This window comes from Alphaproteobacteria bacterium, assembly GCA_015231795.1.
Lineage (GTDB): Bacteria > Pseudomonadota > Alphaproteobacteria > Rhodospirillales > WMHbin7 > WMHbin7.
Map to the genome: position 1 here is coordinate 303,961 of JADGAX010000002.1, position 16,952 is coordinate 320,912.

The 16,952-nt window shown below is 61.2% G+C and carries 15 protein-coding genes; 12 read left to right on the top strand and 3 right to left on the bottom strand.

The features are described 5' to 3' along the window. Positions 1-96: 96 nt before the first annotated feature. The 4 genes from HQL44_05645 to HQL44_05660 all read left to right on the top strand — a co-directional run bounded on the left by HQL44_05645 (position 97) and on the right by HQL44_05660 (position 5,978). A complete protein-coding gene (locus HQL44_05645) occupies positions 97-1,284 on the top strand; it encodes an aminotransferase class I/II-fold pyridoxal phosphate-dependent enzyme (protein ID MBF0268053.1) in 1,188 nt (395 codons plus the stop codon). After that, positions 1,281-3,671: a DNA translocase FtsK 4TM domain-containing protein gene (locus HQL44_05650; protein MBF0268054.1), complete on the top strand. Its 2,391-nt coding sequence runs from the start codon at positions 1,281-1,283 to the stop codon at positions 3,669-3,671. The genes HQL44_05645 and HQL44_05650 overlap by 4 nt, the downstream gene beginning before the upstream one ends. Before the next feature lie 183 nt (positions 3,672-3,854). Next, positions 3,855-5,240 (top strand): hypothetical protein, encoded by a 1,386-nt coding sequence (locus tag HQL44_05655; GenBank protein ID MBF0268055.1) that lies wholly within the window; start codon positions 3,855-3,857, stop codon positions 5,238-5,240. Positions 5,241-5,255: 15 nt separating this feature from the next. Then, positions 5,256-5,978 (top strand): hypothetical protein, encoded by a 723-nt coding sequence (locus tag HQL44_05660; protein ID MBF0268056.1) that lies wholly within the window; start codon positions 5,256-5,258, stop codon positions 5,976-5,978. Positions 5,979-5,995: 17 nt separating this feature from the next. On the opposite strand, the gene HQL44_05665 is transcribed toward HQL44_05660, so the two are convergent. Continuing rightward, positions 5,996-7,279, bottom strand: coding sequence for an OFA family MFS transporter (locus HQL44_05665; protein MBF0268057.1), 1,284 nt, complete (start codon positions 7,277-7,279; stop codon positions 5,996-5,998). Between the two features lie 63 nt (positions 7,280-7,342). Between HQL44_05665 and HQL44_05670 the strand changes: the two genes are divergently transcribed. From HQL44_05670 to HQL44_05685, 4 genes are all read left to right on the top strand, one after another. Continuing rightward, entirely contained in the window at positions 7,343-8,212 is an 870-nt protein-coding gene (locus HQL44_05670; protein ID MBF0268058.1) for a universal stress protein, read from the top strand. A gap of 34 nt (positions 8,213-8,246) precedes the next feature. Beyond that, positions 8,247-8,915: an outer membrane lipoprotein carrier protein LolA gene (locus tag HQL44_05675; protein MBF0268059.1), complete on the top strand. Its 669-nt coding sequence runs from the start codon at positions 8,247-8,249 to the stop codon at positions 8,913-8,915. A gap of 252 nt (positions 8,916-9,167) precedes the next feature. Next, entirely contained in the window at positions 9,168-9,857 is a 690-nt protein-coding gene (locus HQL44_05680; protein MBF0268060.1) for a fumarylacetoacetate hydrolase family protein, read from the top strand. An 80-nt stretch (positions 9,858-9,937) separates the two neighbouring features. After that, positions 9,938-10,747 (top strand): exodeoxyribonuclease III, encoded by an 810-nt coding sequence (locus HQL44_05685; GenBank protein ID MBF0268061.1) that lies wholly within the window; start codon positions 9,938-9,940, stop codon positions 10,745-10,747. On the opposite strand, the gene HQL44_05690 is transcribed toward HQL44_05685, so the two are convergent. Next, positions 10,720-11,310 (bottom strand): response regulator transcription factor, encoded by a 591-nt coding sequence (locus tag HQL44_05690; GenBank protein MBF0268062.1) that lies wholly within the window; start codon positions 11,308-11,310, stop codon positions 10,720-10,722. The genes HQL44_05685 and HQL44_05690 overlap by 28 nt on opposite strands. Before the next feature lie 104 nt (positions 11,311-11,414). On the opposite strand from HQL44_05690, the gene ribA reads away from it, so the two are divergent. The 3 genes from ribA (at position 11,415) to HQL44_05705 (ending at position 14,256) form a co-directional block, all read left to right on the top strand. Then, complete coding sequence (gene ribA / locus HQL44_05695; GenBank protein MBF0268063.1) at positions 11,415-12,551, top strand: GTP cyclohydrolase II; 1,137 nt, start codon at positions 11,415-11,417, stop codon at positions 12,549-12,551. 170 nt (positions 12,552-12,721) lie between these two features. Further along, a complete protein-coding gene (locus HQL44_05700) occupies positions 12,722-13,756 on the top strand; it encodes a hypothetical protein (GenBank protein ID MBF0268064.1) in 1,035 nt (344 codons plus the stop codon). After that, the gene (locus tag HQL44_05705) at positions 13,753-14,256 is read left to right on the top strand and encodes a L,D-transpeptidase family protein (protein ID MBF0268065.1); all 504 of its coding nucleotides are present in this window, start codon (positions 13,753-13,755) and stop codon (positions 14,254-14,256) included. Before HQL44_05700 ends, HQL44_05705 begins: the two co-directional genes overlap by 4 nt. Here HQL44_05705 and HQL44_05710 read toward each other — a convergent pair. After that, on the bottom strand, positions 14,244-14,921 hold the full coding sequence (locus HQL44_05710; protein ID MBF0268066.1) for a YggS family pyridoxal phosphate-dependent enzyme: 678 nt from the start codon (positions 14,919-14,921) through the stop codon (positions 14,244-14,246). The genes HQL44_05705 and HQL44_05710 overlap by 13 nt on opposite strands. 80 nt (positions 14,922-15,001) lie before the next feature. On the opposite strand from HQL44_05710, the gene HQL44_05715 reads away from it, so the two are divergent. Beyond that, positions 15,002-16,909, top strand: coding sequence for a tetratricopeptide repeat protein (locus HQL44_05715; GenBank protein MBF0268067.1), 1,908 nt, complete (start codon positions 15,002-15,004; stop codon positions 16,907-16,909). Positions 16,910-16,952 lie beyond the last annotated feature (43 nt).

Genomic DNA, 16,952 nt, shown 5'->3' on the forward strand with positions numbered 1-16,952 from the left:
AGATGATGACTCCTCCCGCTTTCTGGCCCCGCGGCACAACCGTGGGGCCTTTTTTGGTTTTGTTCTTGAGAAAATCTCGTTATATTCTGGAGCGTGATGCTAAACCCGCGTCTTGAGCAACTGGCCGACTATCCTTTCACCCGCCTGGCCGCCCTGTTGAACGGGCTGCAGCCGGGGGGCGAACCTTTGATCATGTCGATCGGCGAGCCGCAGCATGCCGCCCCGGCCCTGCTGGCCGATGCCCTGAACGCATCGGCCCATCTGTGGGGCAAATATCCGCCCGTGCAGGGCACGCCCGAATTCAGGGCCAGCGCCGGAAACTGGCTGAAGCGCCGCTATGGCCTGCCCGCCCAGGCGCTCGACGCTGACAAGACGATCCTGCCCGTCGCCGGCACCCGAGAGGCTTTGTACCTCGCCGCCCAGATGTGCGTGCCCGACAGCAAGCGGGGTCATGTGCCCGCCGTGTTGATTCCCAATCCCTTCTATCAGGTCTATTTCGGGGCCGCCGTTCTGTCCGGGGCCGAACCGGTGATGGTGGACGCCCCCCAAGGCGTGCCCGATTTTTCGCTGGTGCCGCCCTCCATCCTGGAACGCACGGCGCTGGCCTATCTGTGCTCGCCCGCCAATCCGCAAGGGTCGGTGGCCAATCTCAAGCAACTGGAAGCCGCCATCGCCACCGCCCGCCAACATGGTTTCGTTCTGGCGGTCGATGAATGCTATGCAGAAATCTGGGACATGGCGCCGCCGCCCGGCGCCCTGCAAGCCGCCTGGGATCTGAGCAAGTCTTTCGACAATGTGCTGGTCTTTCATTCCCTGTCCAAGCGCTCCAGCGTGCCCGGCCTGCGGTCGGGCTTCGTGGCGGGCGACGCCAAGCTGATCGAGGCCTTCTCGCGTTTGCGCTCCTATGGCGGCGCCACGCTTGCTTTGCCTGTCTTGTCCGCCTCGACGGCGCTGTGGAACGACGAGGCGCATGTGACCGAGAATCAGCGGCTTTATCGCGCCAAGCTGGATTTGGCCGAACGTCATCTTGGCCGCCATCCCGGCTTTGCTAGGCCCGAGGGCGGTTTTTTCATCTGGCTTGATGTCGGCGATGGCGAGGCGGCTGCAAAAAAGCTGTGGCAAAAAACCGGCATTCGCGTTCTGCCGGGCGCTTATCTGTCCCGGCCCAGCGCCAATGGGCGCAATCCGGGCGCGCCCTTTGTGCGCATCGCACTGGTCCACGATCTGCCCACCACCGACCGAGCGCTTGCCGCCATCGCCGCCACCTTGCTGGAGGGTTCATGAGCGTCGCCGCCCGCCTGCTGTCCGGTCGAACCACCGCCGATGCGAACGGAAAGTTCCTGCCCGAAGGCGTCGCCGATTTCATCAAGCGCCGTCTGGTGCAATTGGGCGGTTTGGTCCTGTTGGCGCTGGGCGTCCTGCTGGCCGCCGCCCTTCTTACCTATTCCGCCAGCGATCCGTCGCTAGACACCGCCACCTCGGCGCCGGTCGCCAACCGGCTTGGCTATGGCGGCGCCGTTATTTCCGATCTGATTTTGCAAAGCCTGGGGCTGGCGGGCGCCATGCTGGCCCTGTTGCCCATGGTCTGGGGCCTGCGCCTGCTGTTCTTGCAGCCGCTAACGCTTTGGGGCTTGCGCCTGGCGGCGATGCTGGTCGGCCTGCTGCTGGCTGTTCTGCCCCTGGCTCAATGGCCCGCCCCCGCGGGCTGGACGCTGCGCCTGGGTGGCTTTCTGGGCGAAATTCTCGATGCCAAACTGGTCGGGGCGATGGCGATGTTTTTGGACGAGGCGGAAGCCTCGCTGCCGCTGTCCTTCGCCGCCGTCCTGTCGGCGGTCCTGGCATTAGCACTTTTGCTTTGGTCGCTGGCCATGTCCTTCGAGGACTGGCGGGGCCTGGGGCAACGGCTTTCGATATTCGGGCGCGCCACCGGGCGCTTCGGCAACGAAGGTGTTGCGGTCGTGCGCCGCATTTCCTCGCATCTGCCAGGACGGCGCGAGCCGCATCTGTTCGATGACGCAAGCTCGGAACCCGAGGAGGAAAGCAGCGAGCCAAGGCTTGAACGCATAGCCGCCAAGGACGCGCAGCCCTTGGTGGTGGCCCCCACGCCCAAGCGCGCCCAGCCCGGCAAGCGCGAGAAAATGGGGCGCGAACGTCAAGGCTCGCTGGCCCTGGTCGATGGCGCGGTCACACCATTTGAATTGCCGCCGCTGTCGCTGCTGGCCCCCGCGCCCAAGGAGGGACAGGGCCTGCATTTGAACGAGGAATCGCTGGCCAATAACGCCAAGCTTTTGGAATCGGTGCTGGAAGATTTCGGCGTCAAGGGCCAAATCGTCAAGGTGCGCCCCGGCCCGGTGGTGACGCTCTACGAACTGGAACCGGCACCCGGCACCAAGACCAGCCGCGTCATCGCATTGTCCGACGACATCGCTCGTTCCATGAGCGCGATCAGCGTGCGCATCGCCGTGATTCCCGGGCGCAACGTGATCGGCATCGAACTGCCCAACGCCAAGCGCGAAACCGTTTACCTGCGAGAATTGTTGGCCTCGGAAAGTTTCGAGCGCGCCCCCGCTCCGCTCACCCTGGCCTTGGGCAAGGATATCGGCGGCCAGCCGGTGCTGGTCGATCTTGCCCGCATGCCGCATCTGCTGGTGGCGGGCACCACCGGCTCGGGCAAGTCGGTGGGCGTCAACGCCATGATCTTGTCGCTGCTTTATCGCCTGTCGCCCGAACAATGCCGCTTCATCATGATCGATCCCAAGATGCTGGAATTGTCGGTCTATGACGGCATTCCCCATCTGCTCACCCCCGTGGTCACCGATCCCAAAAAGGCGGTGGTGGCTTTGAAATGGGCGGTGCGCGAAATGGAAGACCGCTACCGCGCCATGAGCCAATTGGGCGTGCGCAACGTGCTTGGCTACAATCAGCGTCTGATCGAGGCCAAGGCCAAGAACACACCGCTATCGCGCACCGTGCAGACCGGCTTCGATCCCGAGACCGGCAAGCCGATCTATGAAGACCAGCCGCTTAACCTGACGCCGCTGCCTTATATCGTGGTGGTGGTCGATGAAATGGCCGACCTGATGCTGGTGGCGGGCAAGGACATCGAGGGTGCCATCCAGCGTTTGGCGCAGATGGCCAGGGCGGCGGGCATTCATTTGATCATGGCGACGCAACGCCCTTCAGTCGATGTGATCACCGGCACCATCAAGGCCAACTTCCCGACGCGCATCAGCTTCCAGGTGACCAGCAAGATCGACAGCCGCACCATCCTGGGCGAGCAAGGCGCCGAACAATTGCTGGGCCAGGGCGACATGCTGTACATGGCCGCCGGCGGGCGCATCACCCGCGTGCATGGCCCCTTCGCCAGCGACGGCGAGGTCGAGCAGGTGGCCGATCATCTGCGCGCCCAGGGCGAACCCGACTATGTCGATGACGTGACCAAGGAAGAGGAAGAGGAAATCCCCGGCGCCGACGGCGCCGACGCGGAAGGCGACCAGCTTTATCAACAAGCGCTCGATCTGATTTTGCGCGAAAAGAAATGTTCGACCAGCTTCATCCAGCGCCATCTGCAGATCGGCTACAACCGCGCCGCCAGATTGGTCGACATGATGGAATCGCGCGGCGTGGTCGGACCCGCCAACCATGTCGGCAAACGCGAGATTTTGTATTAGGGCTTTTGCTCACGCGGCGCATAATTTCTTTACATGAAAATTTTGTTGACGGGCATCTGAAAGCAAAATAGCCTTCCGAAATTACCGCCCTTATTGCGACCAAAGGCCACCCTGGCATCAGCCCGGGTGGCCTTTTGCGTTTTGGGGCGTTTTCGTCTCAACCTTCATCATAGGAGGTCCACCATGGGTGGCTTCAATTCAGTCACGGAGGCTCTGCCCTCCGGGAAACGTACAACCGCGTCCGGCGTGCCGCTGGGCAATACGGCTTCGGAAGACAGCGGCCTTGCCTTTGCGCCTTCCAGCGCAATGGCGCAGCAAATGCCCGAGCAACCCGACAACGGTACAGGCTGGAAGCCCAATCAGGGCGAGCTTGAAAGGGCGTCGCGCAATCTCTTGGACAACATGACTCCAAAGCCTTCATCCGCCTTCGGCGACGGGTTGCTGAAGGACGATGGCGAGGATGATCGCGCACTCAAGCCCATCTTCTCGAAGCTAGCCAAGGAACATCCCAAAAATCCTGTGCGTCTGCAGGGCGGCTTGTTGGGTGCGCCCGAACCTACGCAAGACATCCGACGTTTCATCACCCCCATCAACCCCAACGATCCGACTTGGCCCAAACCAAAGCTGCCCAAATTCAATTGGCTGGCGCAACGCAAACAAGACCAAACGCCGATTGGCTTTGCATCCCATTCCGATTTGTCTGAATCATCTCGCAACCTGCTGGACTATCCACAAACTCTATCGCCACGCCCCGATTTGGGAGATCAGAGGCCTGACGCTGGCTCACAGATCGCCGCTGCGCCAGCCGCAGCACTGGCCGCACCCTATGTCATCGAAGGCGCTGCCGCCGCATCGACGGCTGCGGCCGCCTATTGGGCGGCACATCCGGAATTGCACCCCAAAGAACCCAACTGGTTCAGTAAAATGCTGGGAAAGAGCGAGACCAGCGTTGCCGACCCCGAGGCTGCAAAGCCGAAAATCGAGACCTTCCCTTCAGAAGCAGGGAAACCTCCCCCGCTTGGAGGCCATCCCAGCGAACCGCCGCGCTTGTCCGGCAAGGAAGTTTTTCCTGCCCAGGAAACCAGGAAGGGCGGCAACATCATTCACGAGCAGCGGCCAGCCAAAGTCGATCTGCCCGATGTGTTGGACATCAGATCGATCAATCCGGTGGCGCTGGGAAAGGGAAAATCACATCCCGACATGGAGAAAGCCATCGACAACATTTCCGATCAGGCTGCTCAGAAGGCAACCCGCTTGCATATCTATGGAAGCGGCACCTTGAACGGTATTGGGGAGAAAGCATCGAACGTCATTGCGCCGCCGGTGCCCAGAGGCCAGGAATTCGACGCCGCAAAGAAGGACTGGAAGGCCTTCATCAGGCAGGCAAATGGCGATTTGAAGAAGGTGAGGACCGAGAATGACGGAGTGCTCGTCTGGGAATCAGACGACAAAAGCATTTCAGCGAACCTCCACCCGAGCAAATCCCGGAATGGCGAGACCACCTTCGAAGTGCAAATCAAGGAGAAAGGTAGTACTTTCCAGCATAAGCGAAGATACCCAGGTGAATAGAAAAGGGACCGCTTCATGTCGAAAAGCCGCCTCATCACCCTCCAGGAATTCGAGAAGGACTGGTTGCCAACCTGTCTTCGGATTTTTCCCTCCGCCAAGCGTGAGGGTAGTGGCGAGGGATCCGATGTCGAGCAGTTCCATCGCGAAGGTGGCTTTATCGACAAGTCATGGATATGTATTGCCATACCGGAACTGTTTACCGAAGGCTTCGGCTGCGTGACATATGCCGGTCCGGTCTGTGACGGGAAATGCGGCGGCAATGGAGAGCTTGAAGACAAATACGACATATTGTTCCGAACGCTTTTTGAGCGAGGCGTGGAAGAAATCTGCGCTTCGTCAGGACAAGCTCATGATCGTGCCAGCGGCATCATGGCACTTTCTGAGCTATATGGGCGTGAGAACGGTGTAGCTATCGAGAATCTTCCCATAGAGTTGCTTTGGCCCTATGTCGTCTTCAGCCGCGATGCGGATTGGGGATTGGTGAATTTAAGGTGGTCCGAAGCCTCTATCCTCGGCGGCTCGGCGGATTTCATGGCGCATTATCTTAAGAACGCTGGCGGGCTGGAGAAAGTCCGCCAGCACTTCTACGACTTCGACCTGTGGGGATGGGGATATTTCGACCGCCCGCCAGATCAGTGGATCGCCGACTATGTCTACGAACTTGTCGGATGGGAGAAGCCATATTACCCGCCCGGCAGTTTCGGCAACTATGTGCTCGAGCGTGACGGCAATCTATGAAGCCTGCCCGTGGAGGCTCATCCCCCAACCCCATCCAACTTCGCCGGTTTCACGAAGAAGATCATCACAGCGCCCAGCAGGCAGGCCACGCCGCAGATAGTGAAGGCCAGCGGGAAATTGCCAAGGTCGCCCAGCGCTCCGCCCAACAAGGGACCCGCGATGCCGCCGACGCCGTAGGACAGAAACACATAAGGATAATTCTGCCCCACGCTGTTGGTGCCGAACGTGTCGGCGGTGATGGTGGGAAATAGCGCGAAATTGCCGCCGAAATTAAAGCCGATCAGGGCGGCCCCCAGATACAGCGTGGCCTCGTGCCCCGCCATTTGGGTGAAAGCCAGAAAGATGGCGCCCTGCGTGGCGCTCATCACCAGAATGGCCGCCCGCCTGCCGATGCGATCGCTGATAGCACCCCAGGCGATGCGCCCGATGCCGTTGGCCAGGCTGAAAAACACGGCCATCGCCGTGCCTGCAATGGCGCTGGCCTCGGCCAGACTAAGGCCGTTCGCCTGCAAGGCCTCCATCGGATAGAGCTTCATCAGCCCCACCGCCATCAGCCCGGCGCTGGCCCCCACCGCGAAGGTTAAGAAGATCAGATAGAATTGATAGGTCTTCAGCATGTCTTGCGGGGTGAAATCGCGCCCAGCGCTGGCTTGGGCCTTGGGCGGCGGCGTCCAGCCTTGGGGCAACCAGCCGCCAGGGGGGAAGACCATCCATAGGCTGCCGATCAGGACCAGCCCGGCAAAGGCGATGCCGTAAACGATGAAGGTGTTGGCCAGACCGATGGAGGGAATCAGATGGCCCCAACTGTCGGCCAGCTTCACCCAGCCCATGGCGCCGAAACCGAAACCGGCCACCGCGATGCCGGTGATCATGCCCTTTTTGTCGGGAAACCAGCGCATGGCGACCGCGATGGGCACCACATAGCCCAGGCCGATCCCGGCCCCGCCCACCACGCCGATGCACAGGGCCAGCGCCCAGAAATTTGTGCCGCCCAGCAGCCCGGCCAACAGATAGCCCAGTCCCAGCACCAGCCCGCCCGAAGCCGCCAACTTGCGCGGCCCCCAAACGGCGATGCGCCTGCCCGCCCAGACCATGACGATGGCGAAGCTGGCCAAGCCAATGGAAAAAACGATCTGCGTATCCAGCTTCGACCAGCCCGCCTTGGTCAAAGCGGGCGTGAAGACCGACCAGGCGTAAATGGCGCCCAGCGACAATTGCACCAGCACCGCCCCCAGCACGACGAACCATCGGTTGGGGAAAGTCTTGCTTCCGGGCAGAACGAACAGGTCGCGCAGTTTCATGATCTAGATGTAACCGAACCCTGCCTTGAATACAAAGGACGAAACGATTAAGGTCGCATCATCATGACGATCAAAAGCATTCTGGCAACCCTGGACGGCGGCGAACAGACCACGGCAACGCTGGAAGCGGCGCTGGCGCTGGTGAAGCGGCTTGGCGTCCATGCCGACATCTTGCATGTGCGCCCCGACACGCTGACCGAGGTTCCGGCCATCGGCGACGGCATGAGTTCCGATCTGGCAGACGCGCTGGCCAGCGGCGGCGATGTCCGTTCCGACCTTAGGGCCAAGCAGGCAAGGGCGGTGTTCGATCGGGTTCTGACAGGCTCGGGCATCGAGGTCGTGGCACCCGATGCCGTGCCGCCGGGCGCTTCGGTTTCCTTCATCGAACGCACCGGCAGGCGGCATGCCGTGATGGCGCGCCTGGGCCGCGTGCATGATCTGATCCTGACCGGACTGCCCTCCGATCCGCGCGACATGTCGCACAGCCTGACCATGGACGCCCTGTTCGAAACCGGGCGTCCGGTGCTGGTGCTCCCCCATCAGCCGCCCGCCAGCCTGGGCAAACATATCGCCGTGGCCTGGAACGGCAGCCGCGAATGCGCGCGCGCCCTGGGCGGGGCCACCAATTTCTTCGCCTTCGCCGAACAGGTGACGGTGCTGACCGCCGAAAGCGAGCGCACGCCGCGCTCGGTGGTGCCGGATCTGGTCGATTATCTCAAGCGGCATGTTGCCAAGATCGACACCAAAATCATCGCCAGCCTGGGCAAGAAGCATCTGGGTGGTCGCCAATTGCTGGACGCGGTCAAGGATTGCGGGGCCGATCTATTGGTCATGGGGGCGCATAACGCAGGCCCCCTGAAGCGCTTGATGCTGGGCAGCGCCACCCACGAGGTTCTGGCCCAATCCCATGTGCCGGTTTTGATGGGCCATTGAACCCCTTGCCCTTTCTCTCTACATTCCGCTCATGATGAATCGCCGCCCCTTCCTGTTTGCAGCCCTTGCCGCTGGCTTTTTGCTGTTCCAGTCCGTCCCCTTGGCCCGCGCCGCAAGCGTCAAGGCCAAACCCGCCAGCCTGACCGAAAGCCAGAAAGCGGAAGTAAGCCGCGCCGAGACTTATCTGAACGATATGCGCACGCTCAAAGCGCGCTTCTTGCAATCGGCCCCGGACGGCAGCTTTGCCCAGGGCACTTTCTATCTGTCGCGTCCCGGCAAGCTGCGTTTGGAATATGATCCGCCCAGCCCGATGCTGATCATCGGCACCGGCCATCTGCTGGTCTATCACGACACCCAGTTGAAGCAGACCTCACAAATGCCCATCGATTCCAGCCCGGCGGGCATTCTGGTGCGCCAGAAAATCGAGCTGACGGGGGGCGACGTCACCGTCACCGATTTTGCCCAGAAAAGCGGCCTTGCGCACATCACCCTGGCCCAGACCGACGATCCGCAAGCGGGCAGCATTACCCTGATTTTCACCCGCGAACCTTATCAACTGCGCCAATGGATCGTTCGCGACCCGCAGGGCCAGTTTACCACCATCACCCTTTCCGACGCCCATCCGGGCATCGCCATGGATCAAAAACTGTTTGTTTTCAATGATCCGAATGAGGCTTCGCCCTACCAGCGAAACCTACAGTAGAGTAGTCATGCGCGCTATGCATGACTGATATTCAGCATCTCCCCCTAGATTGCTTTCAAACTTTAACCACATACATAACATGAAGGGCCGAGCCGCAATGGCTCGGGCCTGTGAGGCCGGTTTCCCCTGCCGAGCCTCACTGCTCCCCCCCCAAGGAGCAAGCACGGCGCCCGGTAACCCCCCTTACCGGGCGCTTTTCTTTTGCCCCGATCGGCGTCACCATGCGCCATCCGTTTCGAAAGGGATCGTCACATGGGTTTCGTCTTTTCGCCGCCTGTTCAGCCTTCGGTGCCGGTCGCTGGAACCAAAGATCTGTTTCCCGTGCGCCGCATCTGGTGCGTGGCGCGCAATTACGCGGCGCATGCCCGCGAGATGGGGGCGAACCCCGACCAGGAGCCGCCCTTCTTTTTCGCCAAGCCCGCCGACGCCGTGGTGATGAACGGGGCCGTGCTTGCCTATCCCAGTGCCACTGCCAATCTGCACCACGAGGCCGAGCTGGTGGTGGCTCTGAAATCTGGCGGCCAGGACTTGTCGCAAGACAAGGCGCTAGATTGCGTGTTCGGTTATGCGCCAGGCATCGATCTGACGCGCCGCGATCTTCAAGAACAAGCCAAGAAGGCGGGCAGGCCCTGGGACGTCGCCAAGGGCTTCGACCATTCCGCCCCCATCGGCGTCCTGCGTCCGGCCAGCCAGATCGGCCACCCCGCCAAGGGTTCCATCACGCTTAGCGTGAACGGCCAGATGCGCCAGTCGGGCGATCTGTCCGACATGATCTGGCCGGTGGCGGACGTGCTGGCCCATTTGTCCAAGCTGGTCCGCCTTGAGGCGGGCGACCTGATCTTCACCGGCACGCCCGAAGGCGTGGGGCCGCTGGTCAAGGGCGATCATGCCCAGGTCGTGATCGAGGGCGTGGGGTCGCTGGACATAACGATTGCACCCTAAGCCGTCAGGCATCAGCTTTCAGCCGCCAGCAAGATGGCGGACAAGCTGATCGCTGAAGGCTGATTGCTGAAGGCATTCTCATGCGTCTGGTTACTTGGAACATCAATTCGGTGCGCTTGCGCTTGCCGCTGCTTGAGCGACTGGCGCATGAGGTCAATCCCGACGTGATCTGCCTTCAAGAAACCAAGGTCGAAGACCATCTGTTTCCCAAGGACGCCATCGCTGAACTTGGCTTTCCTCATCAGGCTTTCGCTGGCCAAAAAAGCTATAACGGCGTGGCGGTGCTCTCGAAGCGGCCCATCCTGTCCAGCCGGGTCCAAAATTGGTGCGGGCGCGTTGATTGCCGCCATCTGATCGTTTCGCTCGATGGCGGCGTCGAGTTGCACAACATCTATATTCCGGCGGGCGGCGATCTGCCCGATCCGGAGGCGAACGACAAATTCGCCCACAAACTGTCATTTCTGGAAGAGCTGGCCCAATGGTACGGATCGGCCTATGCGTCCAGCGACAAGCTGATCTTGGTGGGTGATTTCAATGTCGCCCCGCTCGAAAACGATGTTTGGTCGCACAAGCAGATGCTGAAAATCATCAGCCATACGCCGGGCGAGGTCCTGCGCCTGAACCGTTTCCAAGACTCGTTGGGCTTCATCGACGCGCCAAGGCATTTCGTGCCGCCGGATCTGAAACTTTACACTTGGTGGAGCTATCGGGCGGCCGACTGGGCGGCCTCGGATCGCGGACGGCGCCTCGATCACATTTGGGTGACGCCGCCCCTCAAAAGCGCCCTGGCGGGATCGATGGTGGTGCGCGAGGCCAGAAGCTGGCCGCAGCCTTCCGACCATGTGCCGCTGATCGTCGATTTCTATTCGGACGAAATGTTCAGCCGATAGCCGCCATCCTCGGTCAGAAGATAGACGGGATTGGCGGGATCGGTCTCGATCTTCTGGCGCAGGCGGTAGATGTGGGTTTCCAGCGTATGCGTGCTGATGCCCGAGCCATAGCCCCAGACATTTTCCAAAAGTTCGTCCCTGGCGGCAAATCCATCGTGATCGCACAGATAGACCAGAATGGCCGCCTCCTTGCCGGTCAGCCTTTGACGTTCGGACCCGCCGATCAGAATCCCCGCCCCGACATCCAGCAGCCAGGGGCCGATCCGATAGCTGCGCTCGTCATGGCCGCGCCTAGCCGTTTGCTGCAAGGCCTCGGCCAATTGGGCTAGGCGCACCGGCTTGACCAGATAGGCTTCGTCGCAACCCGGCTCGCAGCCGGGCGCTACCAGCCGCAGGACAGGACCCAGCCCCGGATCGACCGTCTGCAGGCCATCCAGCAGAACGGCGTCGAAACGCTCGGAACCCGCCTCGCCAGTGCAGGCAAAGCCCAGCGGTTCCAGCTGGGCGGCCAGGGCCTGGCGGAACAAGGGTTCGTCGGAAATCAGCAAAAGTCGCAATTTCATGGCGTGGCCATGCTATCATGATCGCCCTTTGTTGCGTTTTTCTTTTACCCAACCCAGATTCCCGCTATGTTGCGCACTTGTCTAATATGTATGCCTCGAGTTCGATGACCCACGCCTTGGAACGCCCCTCTGACACAATGTCGGCCTCACCCTGCCTGCGCCAGGTGGATCGGGCGCTGTCGGAACTGCGCCGGGGCGGCCTTGTGATCTTGTTAGGCGAGAATGGCGAGTCCGGCCTGGTCCTGGCCGCCGAGGCCGTTACCCAACAGGCTTTGCAGCAACTGAGGCAACTGGCCGCCAGCCGCCCGGTTCTGGCCATCACCAATCGCCGGGCCGAGGTTCTGGGCCTGGGCAGCGCCCAATCAGAGGCCGTTTCCCTGACCCTCGATGACGGGGCGGATGCGGAATTCGTGCAATCCATCGCCGACCCTTTGGCGCCGCGCCCCATTGCCACCCGCCCGATGGGCCTAGCCCCGGCTGACGGCGCCTGCTGCGCCGGCGCCGCCGTTCGTCTGGCCAAGCTGGCCCGCCTTCTGCCCGCCGCCCTGATGGCCCCTCTGCCGCAGGAAGGCCAGCGCGAAGCCCTGGCCAAAAGCCACGACCTGCTGACCGTGACCGTGGCCGACATCCTGGCCTATCCGGAAACCGCGGCGCGCTCGATGCGCCAAGTCGCCTGGGCGCGCGTGCCGCTTGAATCCGAACTGGAAACCAAGATCCTGGCCTTTCGCCCCGCCGATGGCGGCATCGAACATCTGGCCATTCTGATCGGCAACCCGGATGTTTCGCAGCCGGTCCTGGTGCGCCTGCATTCGGAATGTTTCACCGGCGATCTGCTGGGCAGCCTGCGCTGCGATTGCGGCGACCAGCTGCGCGGCGCCATCGCCGAAATCGCCAAGACGGGCGGCGGCGCGTTGCTTTATCTGGCCCAGGAAGGCCGCGGCATCGGTTTGGTCAACAAGTTGCGCGCCTACCGGCTTCAGGACGCGGGCCTGGACACACTGGACGCCAATGGCGAACTGGGATTCGAAGATGACGAGCGCGTCTACCTGCCTGCCGCCGAAATGCTGCGCCAGCTTGGCTTTTCCAGCGTTCGCCTGCTGACCAACAATCCCCTGAAGGTCAAGGCGTTGGCCAAGCACGGCATCGACGTCGCCGAGCGCGTGCCGCATGTTTTTCCCTCGAACGGCCATAACGAATTCTATCTGCGCACCAAGGCGGACAAGGCCGGGCATCTTTTTTAATTGTCCCTTGAAGCGCCGGGGTAAGCGGGCATATTTGGCCCTTTGGCCGATCCGCCCCGGTAAAAGCTGCCGCCTTTGGCGCGCCCTCTCTTCTATCTTGCTGTTTTCATTGGCTTAATAACTTGGCACTGCCCTTGCAGAACATCTCTTGCCGTTCAACGAGGTGTGCCATGAGCGTTTCATTTCCCTACAACAACATCTACGAGACTCATCCGCCCCCGGCTCCCAGCGTTTCCCACGCCGCCCCGAAGGGCGATCAGGCGCCGTTCGCCAATCAGTCGGACACGCCCAGCTTCTGGGACTTCGTTGACGCCATCAATCCGCTGCAACATCTGCCGGTGGTTTCCACCATCTACCGCGCCATCACCGGCGACGAGATCGCACCCGTGCCGCGCATCGTGGGCGGCATGTTGTTTGGCGGCCCTTTGGGGCTGATCGGCGCCATTGCCAACGAAACGGTTCGCCAGGATACGGGACAGGATTTGGGCGAACACGCATTGGCTTTCCTGTTTCCGCAGGAGGCGCAGCCGCAATTCGCCAAGCAGGGCGAAACGCTGGCCCAACCTGGCGAGATGGCGATGCAGGCTTTCGACGCCGTGAACGAACAGACGGCCCAGGCGAGCGCCGAAGAACCGCCGATGATCCTGCCGCAGCCGCCGATGCCGGTCGCCCAGGCCCCTTTGCCCTTGCAAGCCCAGCCCCCTCAGTCGCAAGGCGCCATTACGGGTTCCTTGTTCGTGCCCTTGAACCAGCCGCTTAGCATGTCGGCGGCCGAGCCGCCCGCCGAGATTCTGGCGGCGGCCCCCACTGTCGTTCCACCACCGCCGCCGCCCCCTTCTTTCATGCCCGCTCAGGCGACATCGGCAGCCGAGAAGCTGGCTAATGTCGGCGCGGTTCAACCCCTGACCGCCCCGCCAACCGCCCCCGGCGCGGTTGCCGCCGCCAGTTCCAAGACCTTCGAGGCCAAGGTTTCTCCCCTGCAGCACGGCAAGATGTTCGCCGCCGCCGCCCCTTACATGAACAAGGTCGATCCGGCCCAGAAGATCGCGCAGGCCCAGGGCATTCCGGCCACCCATCCGATGTTGCTGGCCGCCCAGAACGGACAGTCCGACTGGATGGCGGGCGCCATGACGGACGCGCTTGAAAAATATGGCCGCACCCAAAAGCTGGTGCCTGAAACCCAGGCAGGCGGCCCGCCCTCATGATCCTGACCGTTTCGCCTGAAGGAACCCTGGTCGTCCCGAACATCGCCAACTTTAGATGCGCCTTGGGAAGATCCGGCGTTTCGACGGCGAAGCGCGAGGGCGATGGAGCCACGCCCGCAGGCCGCTTTCCCTTGCGCCGCGTCTTTTTTCGCCCTGACCGGCTTGATCCGCCGCTGACCCGCCTGCCCGTTCTGGCCCTGCATCCTGACGATGGCTGGTGCGACGACCCCGGCCATCTTGATTACAACCGGCCCGTCCGCCTGCCTTTCGCCGCCTCGCACGAGAAGATGTGGCGCGAGGATGCGCTATATGACCTGGGAGCCGTGCTGGGCCATAATGACGCGCCGCCCGTGCCCTATCTGGGCAGCGCCATCTTCTTGCATGTGGCCAAGCCCGATTACGCGCCCACTGAAGGCTGCGTCGCCTTGGCGCTGGACGATTTGCGATCGTTGCTGTTGCGCGCCGAGCCGGGCGATTGCCTGGACATTCAAGCCGAGTAATCGCGCCTGCCAAAAATGGCCGTTCCGATGCGCACATGGGTAGCACCGCAGGCGATGGCCTGGGCGAAATCATCGCTCATGCCCATGGAAAGAATATGCAGGCCGTGGCGCGCCGCCAAAGCGCGCAAGATTTCAAAATGCGCCACGGGATCGCAGCCCACCGGCGGAATGCACATCAGCCCCGCCACCGGCAGGCCCCATTTCGTTTTGCAGTCTTCGATGAAAGCCTCGGCGTCTTGCAAAGCAACGCCCGCCTTTTGCGGCTCGGCCCCGCTATTGACCTGAATCAGGCAAACGGGACGACGATTTTGCCGCGCCATTTCCTTGGTCAGGGCCTCGGCCAAGGAAGGGCGGTCAAGGCTTTCGATTACGTCGAACAGCGCCACGGCGTCCTTGACCTTGTTGGTCTGCAAGGGTCCGATCAGATGCAATTCCACGTCCTGAAACGCTTCCTGCAAGGCGGGCCATTTCGCCTTGGCTTCCTGCACGCGGTTCTCGCCAAACACCCGATGCCCGGCCTGCAGGGCGGGCAGGATGCGCTCGGACTCGTGCGTCTTGCTGACCGCCACCAGGGTGACGTCGCCCTCAGGGCGGCCCGCCTGTCGCAAGGCAGCGGCGATGCGGTCTTGAACTTCCGCCAGATGCTGTTGTACGTCATTGTTCATGGTGACATTATGCTGCTTGAATTTGTTTTCGCAACCAGGGACGGCGTCTGTCGCATGAATGACATGGAAGATTGCGCTTAATGACGCAGCCCTCTTTTGCGCCGATTGTTCAGCTGTATCAGTCTGGCCAGCACGCCCTGGCGGCGGCGCAATGCCGCTCCCTTTTATCGGTCAATCCGAAGCACCCAGACGCCAATCATCTGTTGGGCGTCATTTTGCTTCAAGGCGGCCATGTGCCTGATGCCGTGTCCCATCTTGAGGCCGCCGTCCAGGCGCGTCGATCGAACCACGATGCGCAGATGTTGCTAGGCCAGGCGCTAGGCATGAGCGGGCAGCTTGAAGCCGCTTTGCGCTGCTTCGAGAAGGTTGTCCGCGCACAGCCCGACAATTTGCCTGCACTCTACAATCTTGGTCTTTCTCAGGCCTATCTTGGCAGACACGAAGCGTCGCGCCAGATCTTTGCCAAGCTGTTGGCCAAGGATTCCAAGAATGTCGACTATTGGGTCGGTCAGGGCAATGCGCTCGCAGCGCTGGGCGAATCAGATCGGGCAACTGACAGTTTTGCCAAGGCCAATTCCTTGGCGCGGGGCCACCCCGATCTGTTGGAACGCCTTGCCATGACCTATCTGAGCAGCCGCAGATTTGAGGAGGCGGCAGCCATTGCCAGACAGGCCTTGTCCATCAGGCCCCTGCCCCGCTTGCGCGCCATTCTTGGTCACGCCCTGTATGTGCTTGAGGCATTCGATTCGGCAGAGATTGAGCTGCGCTCCGCCGTCCATGATCAGCCAAACGATACCCAAACACGCACCTTGCTTGCCTCGTTGCTGCGCCGCGTCGGCAAGTTGGACGAGGCGCACGACATGCTTGCCGATTTGGTCAAACTGGTTCCCACCACCCGTTTGAATTTCAGCTTGTGCCTTAAGGATATGGGGCGGCTTGAGGAAGCTCTTGCCCAGGCCGATGCGGCCCTGGCATTGAATCAAGGCAATCCGGATATGCGCCACTGCAGGGCGCAACTTCTTCTTCAGGCAGGGCAATTGGAGGAGGGCTGGCGGGAATATGCCGCCCGTTTTGACACCGTCATTGATCCGGTTGCAAGATTGAATTTTTCATTTCCCCCTTTGTCGCCAGGCGATGATCCGGCAAAGGAGACCGTTCTAGTCTGGCCTGAGCAGAGCATCGGTGCGCAAATCACCTTCGTCTCTGCTCTTCCCGATTTGATTGACCGTGCGGGCGCGGTCGAGTTGATGACATTCCCCAAGCTGGTTCCCCTTTTCAGCCGGTCATTTCCCAAGGCCCGCGTGTTTGCCAGCCAGCATGAAACCAAGGCTAGTCGGCATATGCCAAGCGGCGACCTGTTTTCCATGTTCCGTCGCAAGATCGAGAGTTTTCCGAAAGCGCCCTATCTCGTTTCAGATCCAGACAAGGTAGCCAGTATCAGCTCTAGGCTTGACTCTTTTGGCCCTGGATTGAAAGTGGGCATCGGTTGGCGTAGCACCTCTGTTAACCGCGAGCGCCAGAAGCATTTCTTTTCTTCTCTCTTGCAGTTGGGTCCTATCCTCTCTGTTTTGGGTGTTGTCTTTGTCAATTTCCAACCCAAGTCGGAGCCTCAAGAATTGGACGAGGCGCGCAGGGCTTTCGGGTGCCGGATAGAGAATTTCGAAGACATCGACCTCTTTGACGACCTGGACACCACGGCAGCCCTTTCCTCCGCGCTTGATCTTGTCGTTAGCAATGGTTCCGCCAACGCGTTTCTGGCGGCCGCTCTTGGAACCCCGGTATGGATGTTTTTCTTAGCCGATGCGCATTGGGACAAGCTAGGCAGCGATCATATTCCCTGGTTGCCATCCCTGGTTCCTGTTGAGAGACTATGGAACGAGAGCTGGGATTCGGCTGTCAAGCGTATCGCCGACGCGTTGGATTCAAGCGTCAGGAATCACTCTTTGATAGCCCCGCAAGCCGCTTCGCCGCTTAGAATGCCGCTCTGAATCCGTGAAGTCCATTTTGCCGCAAATTTGGAGCGCCTTAGAC

What these genes read in the sequence shown, in the direction of transcription:
- HQL44_05650 (MBF0268054.1), top strand. Translation starts at nt 1,281, where the DNA reads ATGAGCGTCGCCGCCCGCCTGCTGTCCGGTCGAACCACCGCCGATGCG.
- HQL44_05710 (MBF0268066.1), bottom strand. Translation starts at nt 14,921, where the DNA reads ATGAACAATGACGTACAACAGCATCTGGCGGAAGTTCAAGACCGCATC.
- HQL44_05645 (MBF0268053.1), top strand. Translation starts at nt 97, where the DNA reads ATGCTAAACCCGCGTCTTGAGCAACTGGCCGACTATCCTTTCACCCGC.
- HQL44_05660 (MBF0268056.1), top strand. Translation starts at nt 5,256, where the DNA reads ATGTCGAAAAGCCGCCTCATCACCCTCCAGGAATTCGAGAAGGACTGG.
- HQL44_05715 (MBF0268067.1), top strand. Translation starts at nt 15,002, where the DNA reads ATGACGCAGCCCTCTTTTGCGCCGATTGTTCAGCTGTATCAGTCTGGC.
- HQL44_05690 (MBF0268062.1), bottom strand. Translation starts at nt 11,310, where the DNA reads ATGAAATTGCGACTTTTGCTGATTTCCGACGAACCCTTGTTCCGCCAG.
- HQL44_05680 (MBF0268060.1), top strand. Translation starts at nt 9,168, where the DNA reads ATGGGTTTCGTCTTTTCGCCGCCTGTTCAGCCTTCGGTGCCGGTCGCT.
- HQL44_05655 (MBF0268055.1), top strand. Translation starts at nt 3,855, where the DNA reads ATGGGTGGCTTCAATTCAGTCACGGAGGCTCTGCCCTCCGGGAAACGT.
- HQL44_05670 (MBF0268058.1), top strand. Translation starts at nt 7,343, where the DNA reads ATGACGATCAAAAGCATTCTGGCAACCCTGGACGGCGGCGAACAGACC.
- HQL44_05675 (MBF0268059.1), top strand. Translation starts at nt 8,247, where the DNA reads ATGAATCGCCGCCCCTTCCTGTTTGCAGCCCTTGCCGCTGGCTTTTTG.
- HQL44_05665 (MBF0268057.1), bottom strand. Translation starts at nt 7,279, where the DNA reads ATGAAACTGCGCGACCTGTTCGTTCTGCCCGGAAGCAAGACTTTCCCC.
- HQL44_05700 (MBF0268064.1), top strand. Translation starts at nt 12,722, where the DNA reads ATGAGCGTTTCATTTCCCTACAACAACATCTACGAGACTCATCCGCCC.
- HQL44_05705 (MBF0268065.1), top strand. Translation starts at nt 13,753, where the DNA reads ATGATCCTGACCGTTTCGCCTGAAGGAACCCTGGTCGTCCCGAACATC.
- ribA (MBF0268063.1), top strand. Translation starts at nt 11,415, where the DNA reads ATGACCCACGCCTTGGAACGCCCCTCTGACACAATGTCGGCCTCACCC.
- HQL44_05685 (MBF0268061.1), top strand. Translation starts at nt 9,938, where the DNA reads ATGCGTCTGGTTACTTGGAACATCAATTCGGTGCGCTTGCGCTTGCCG.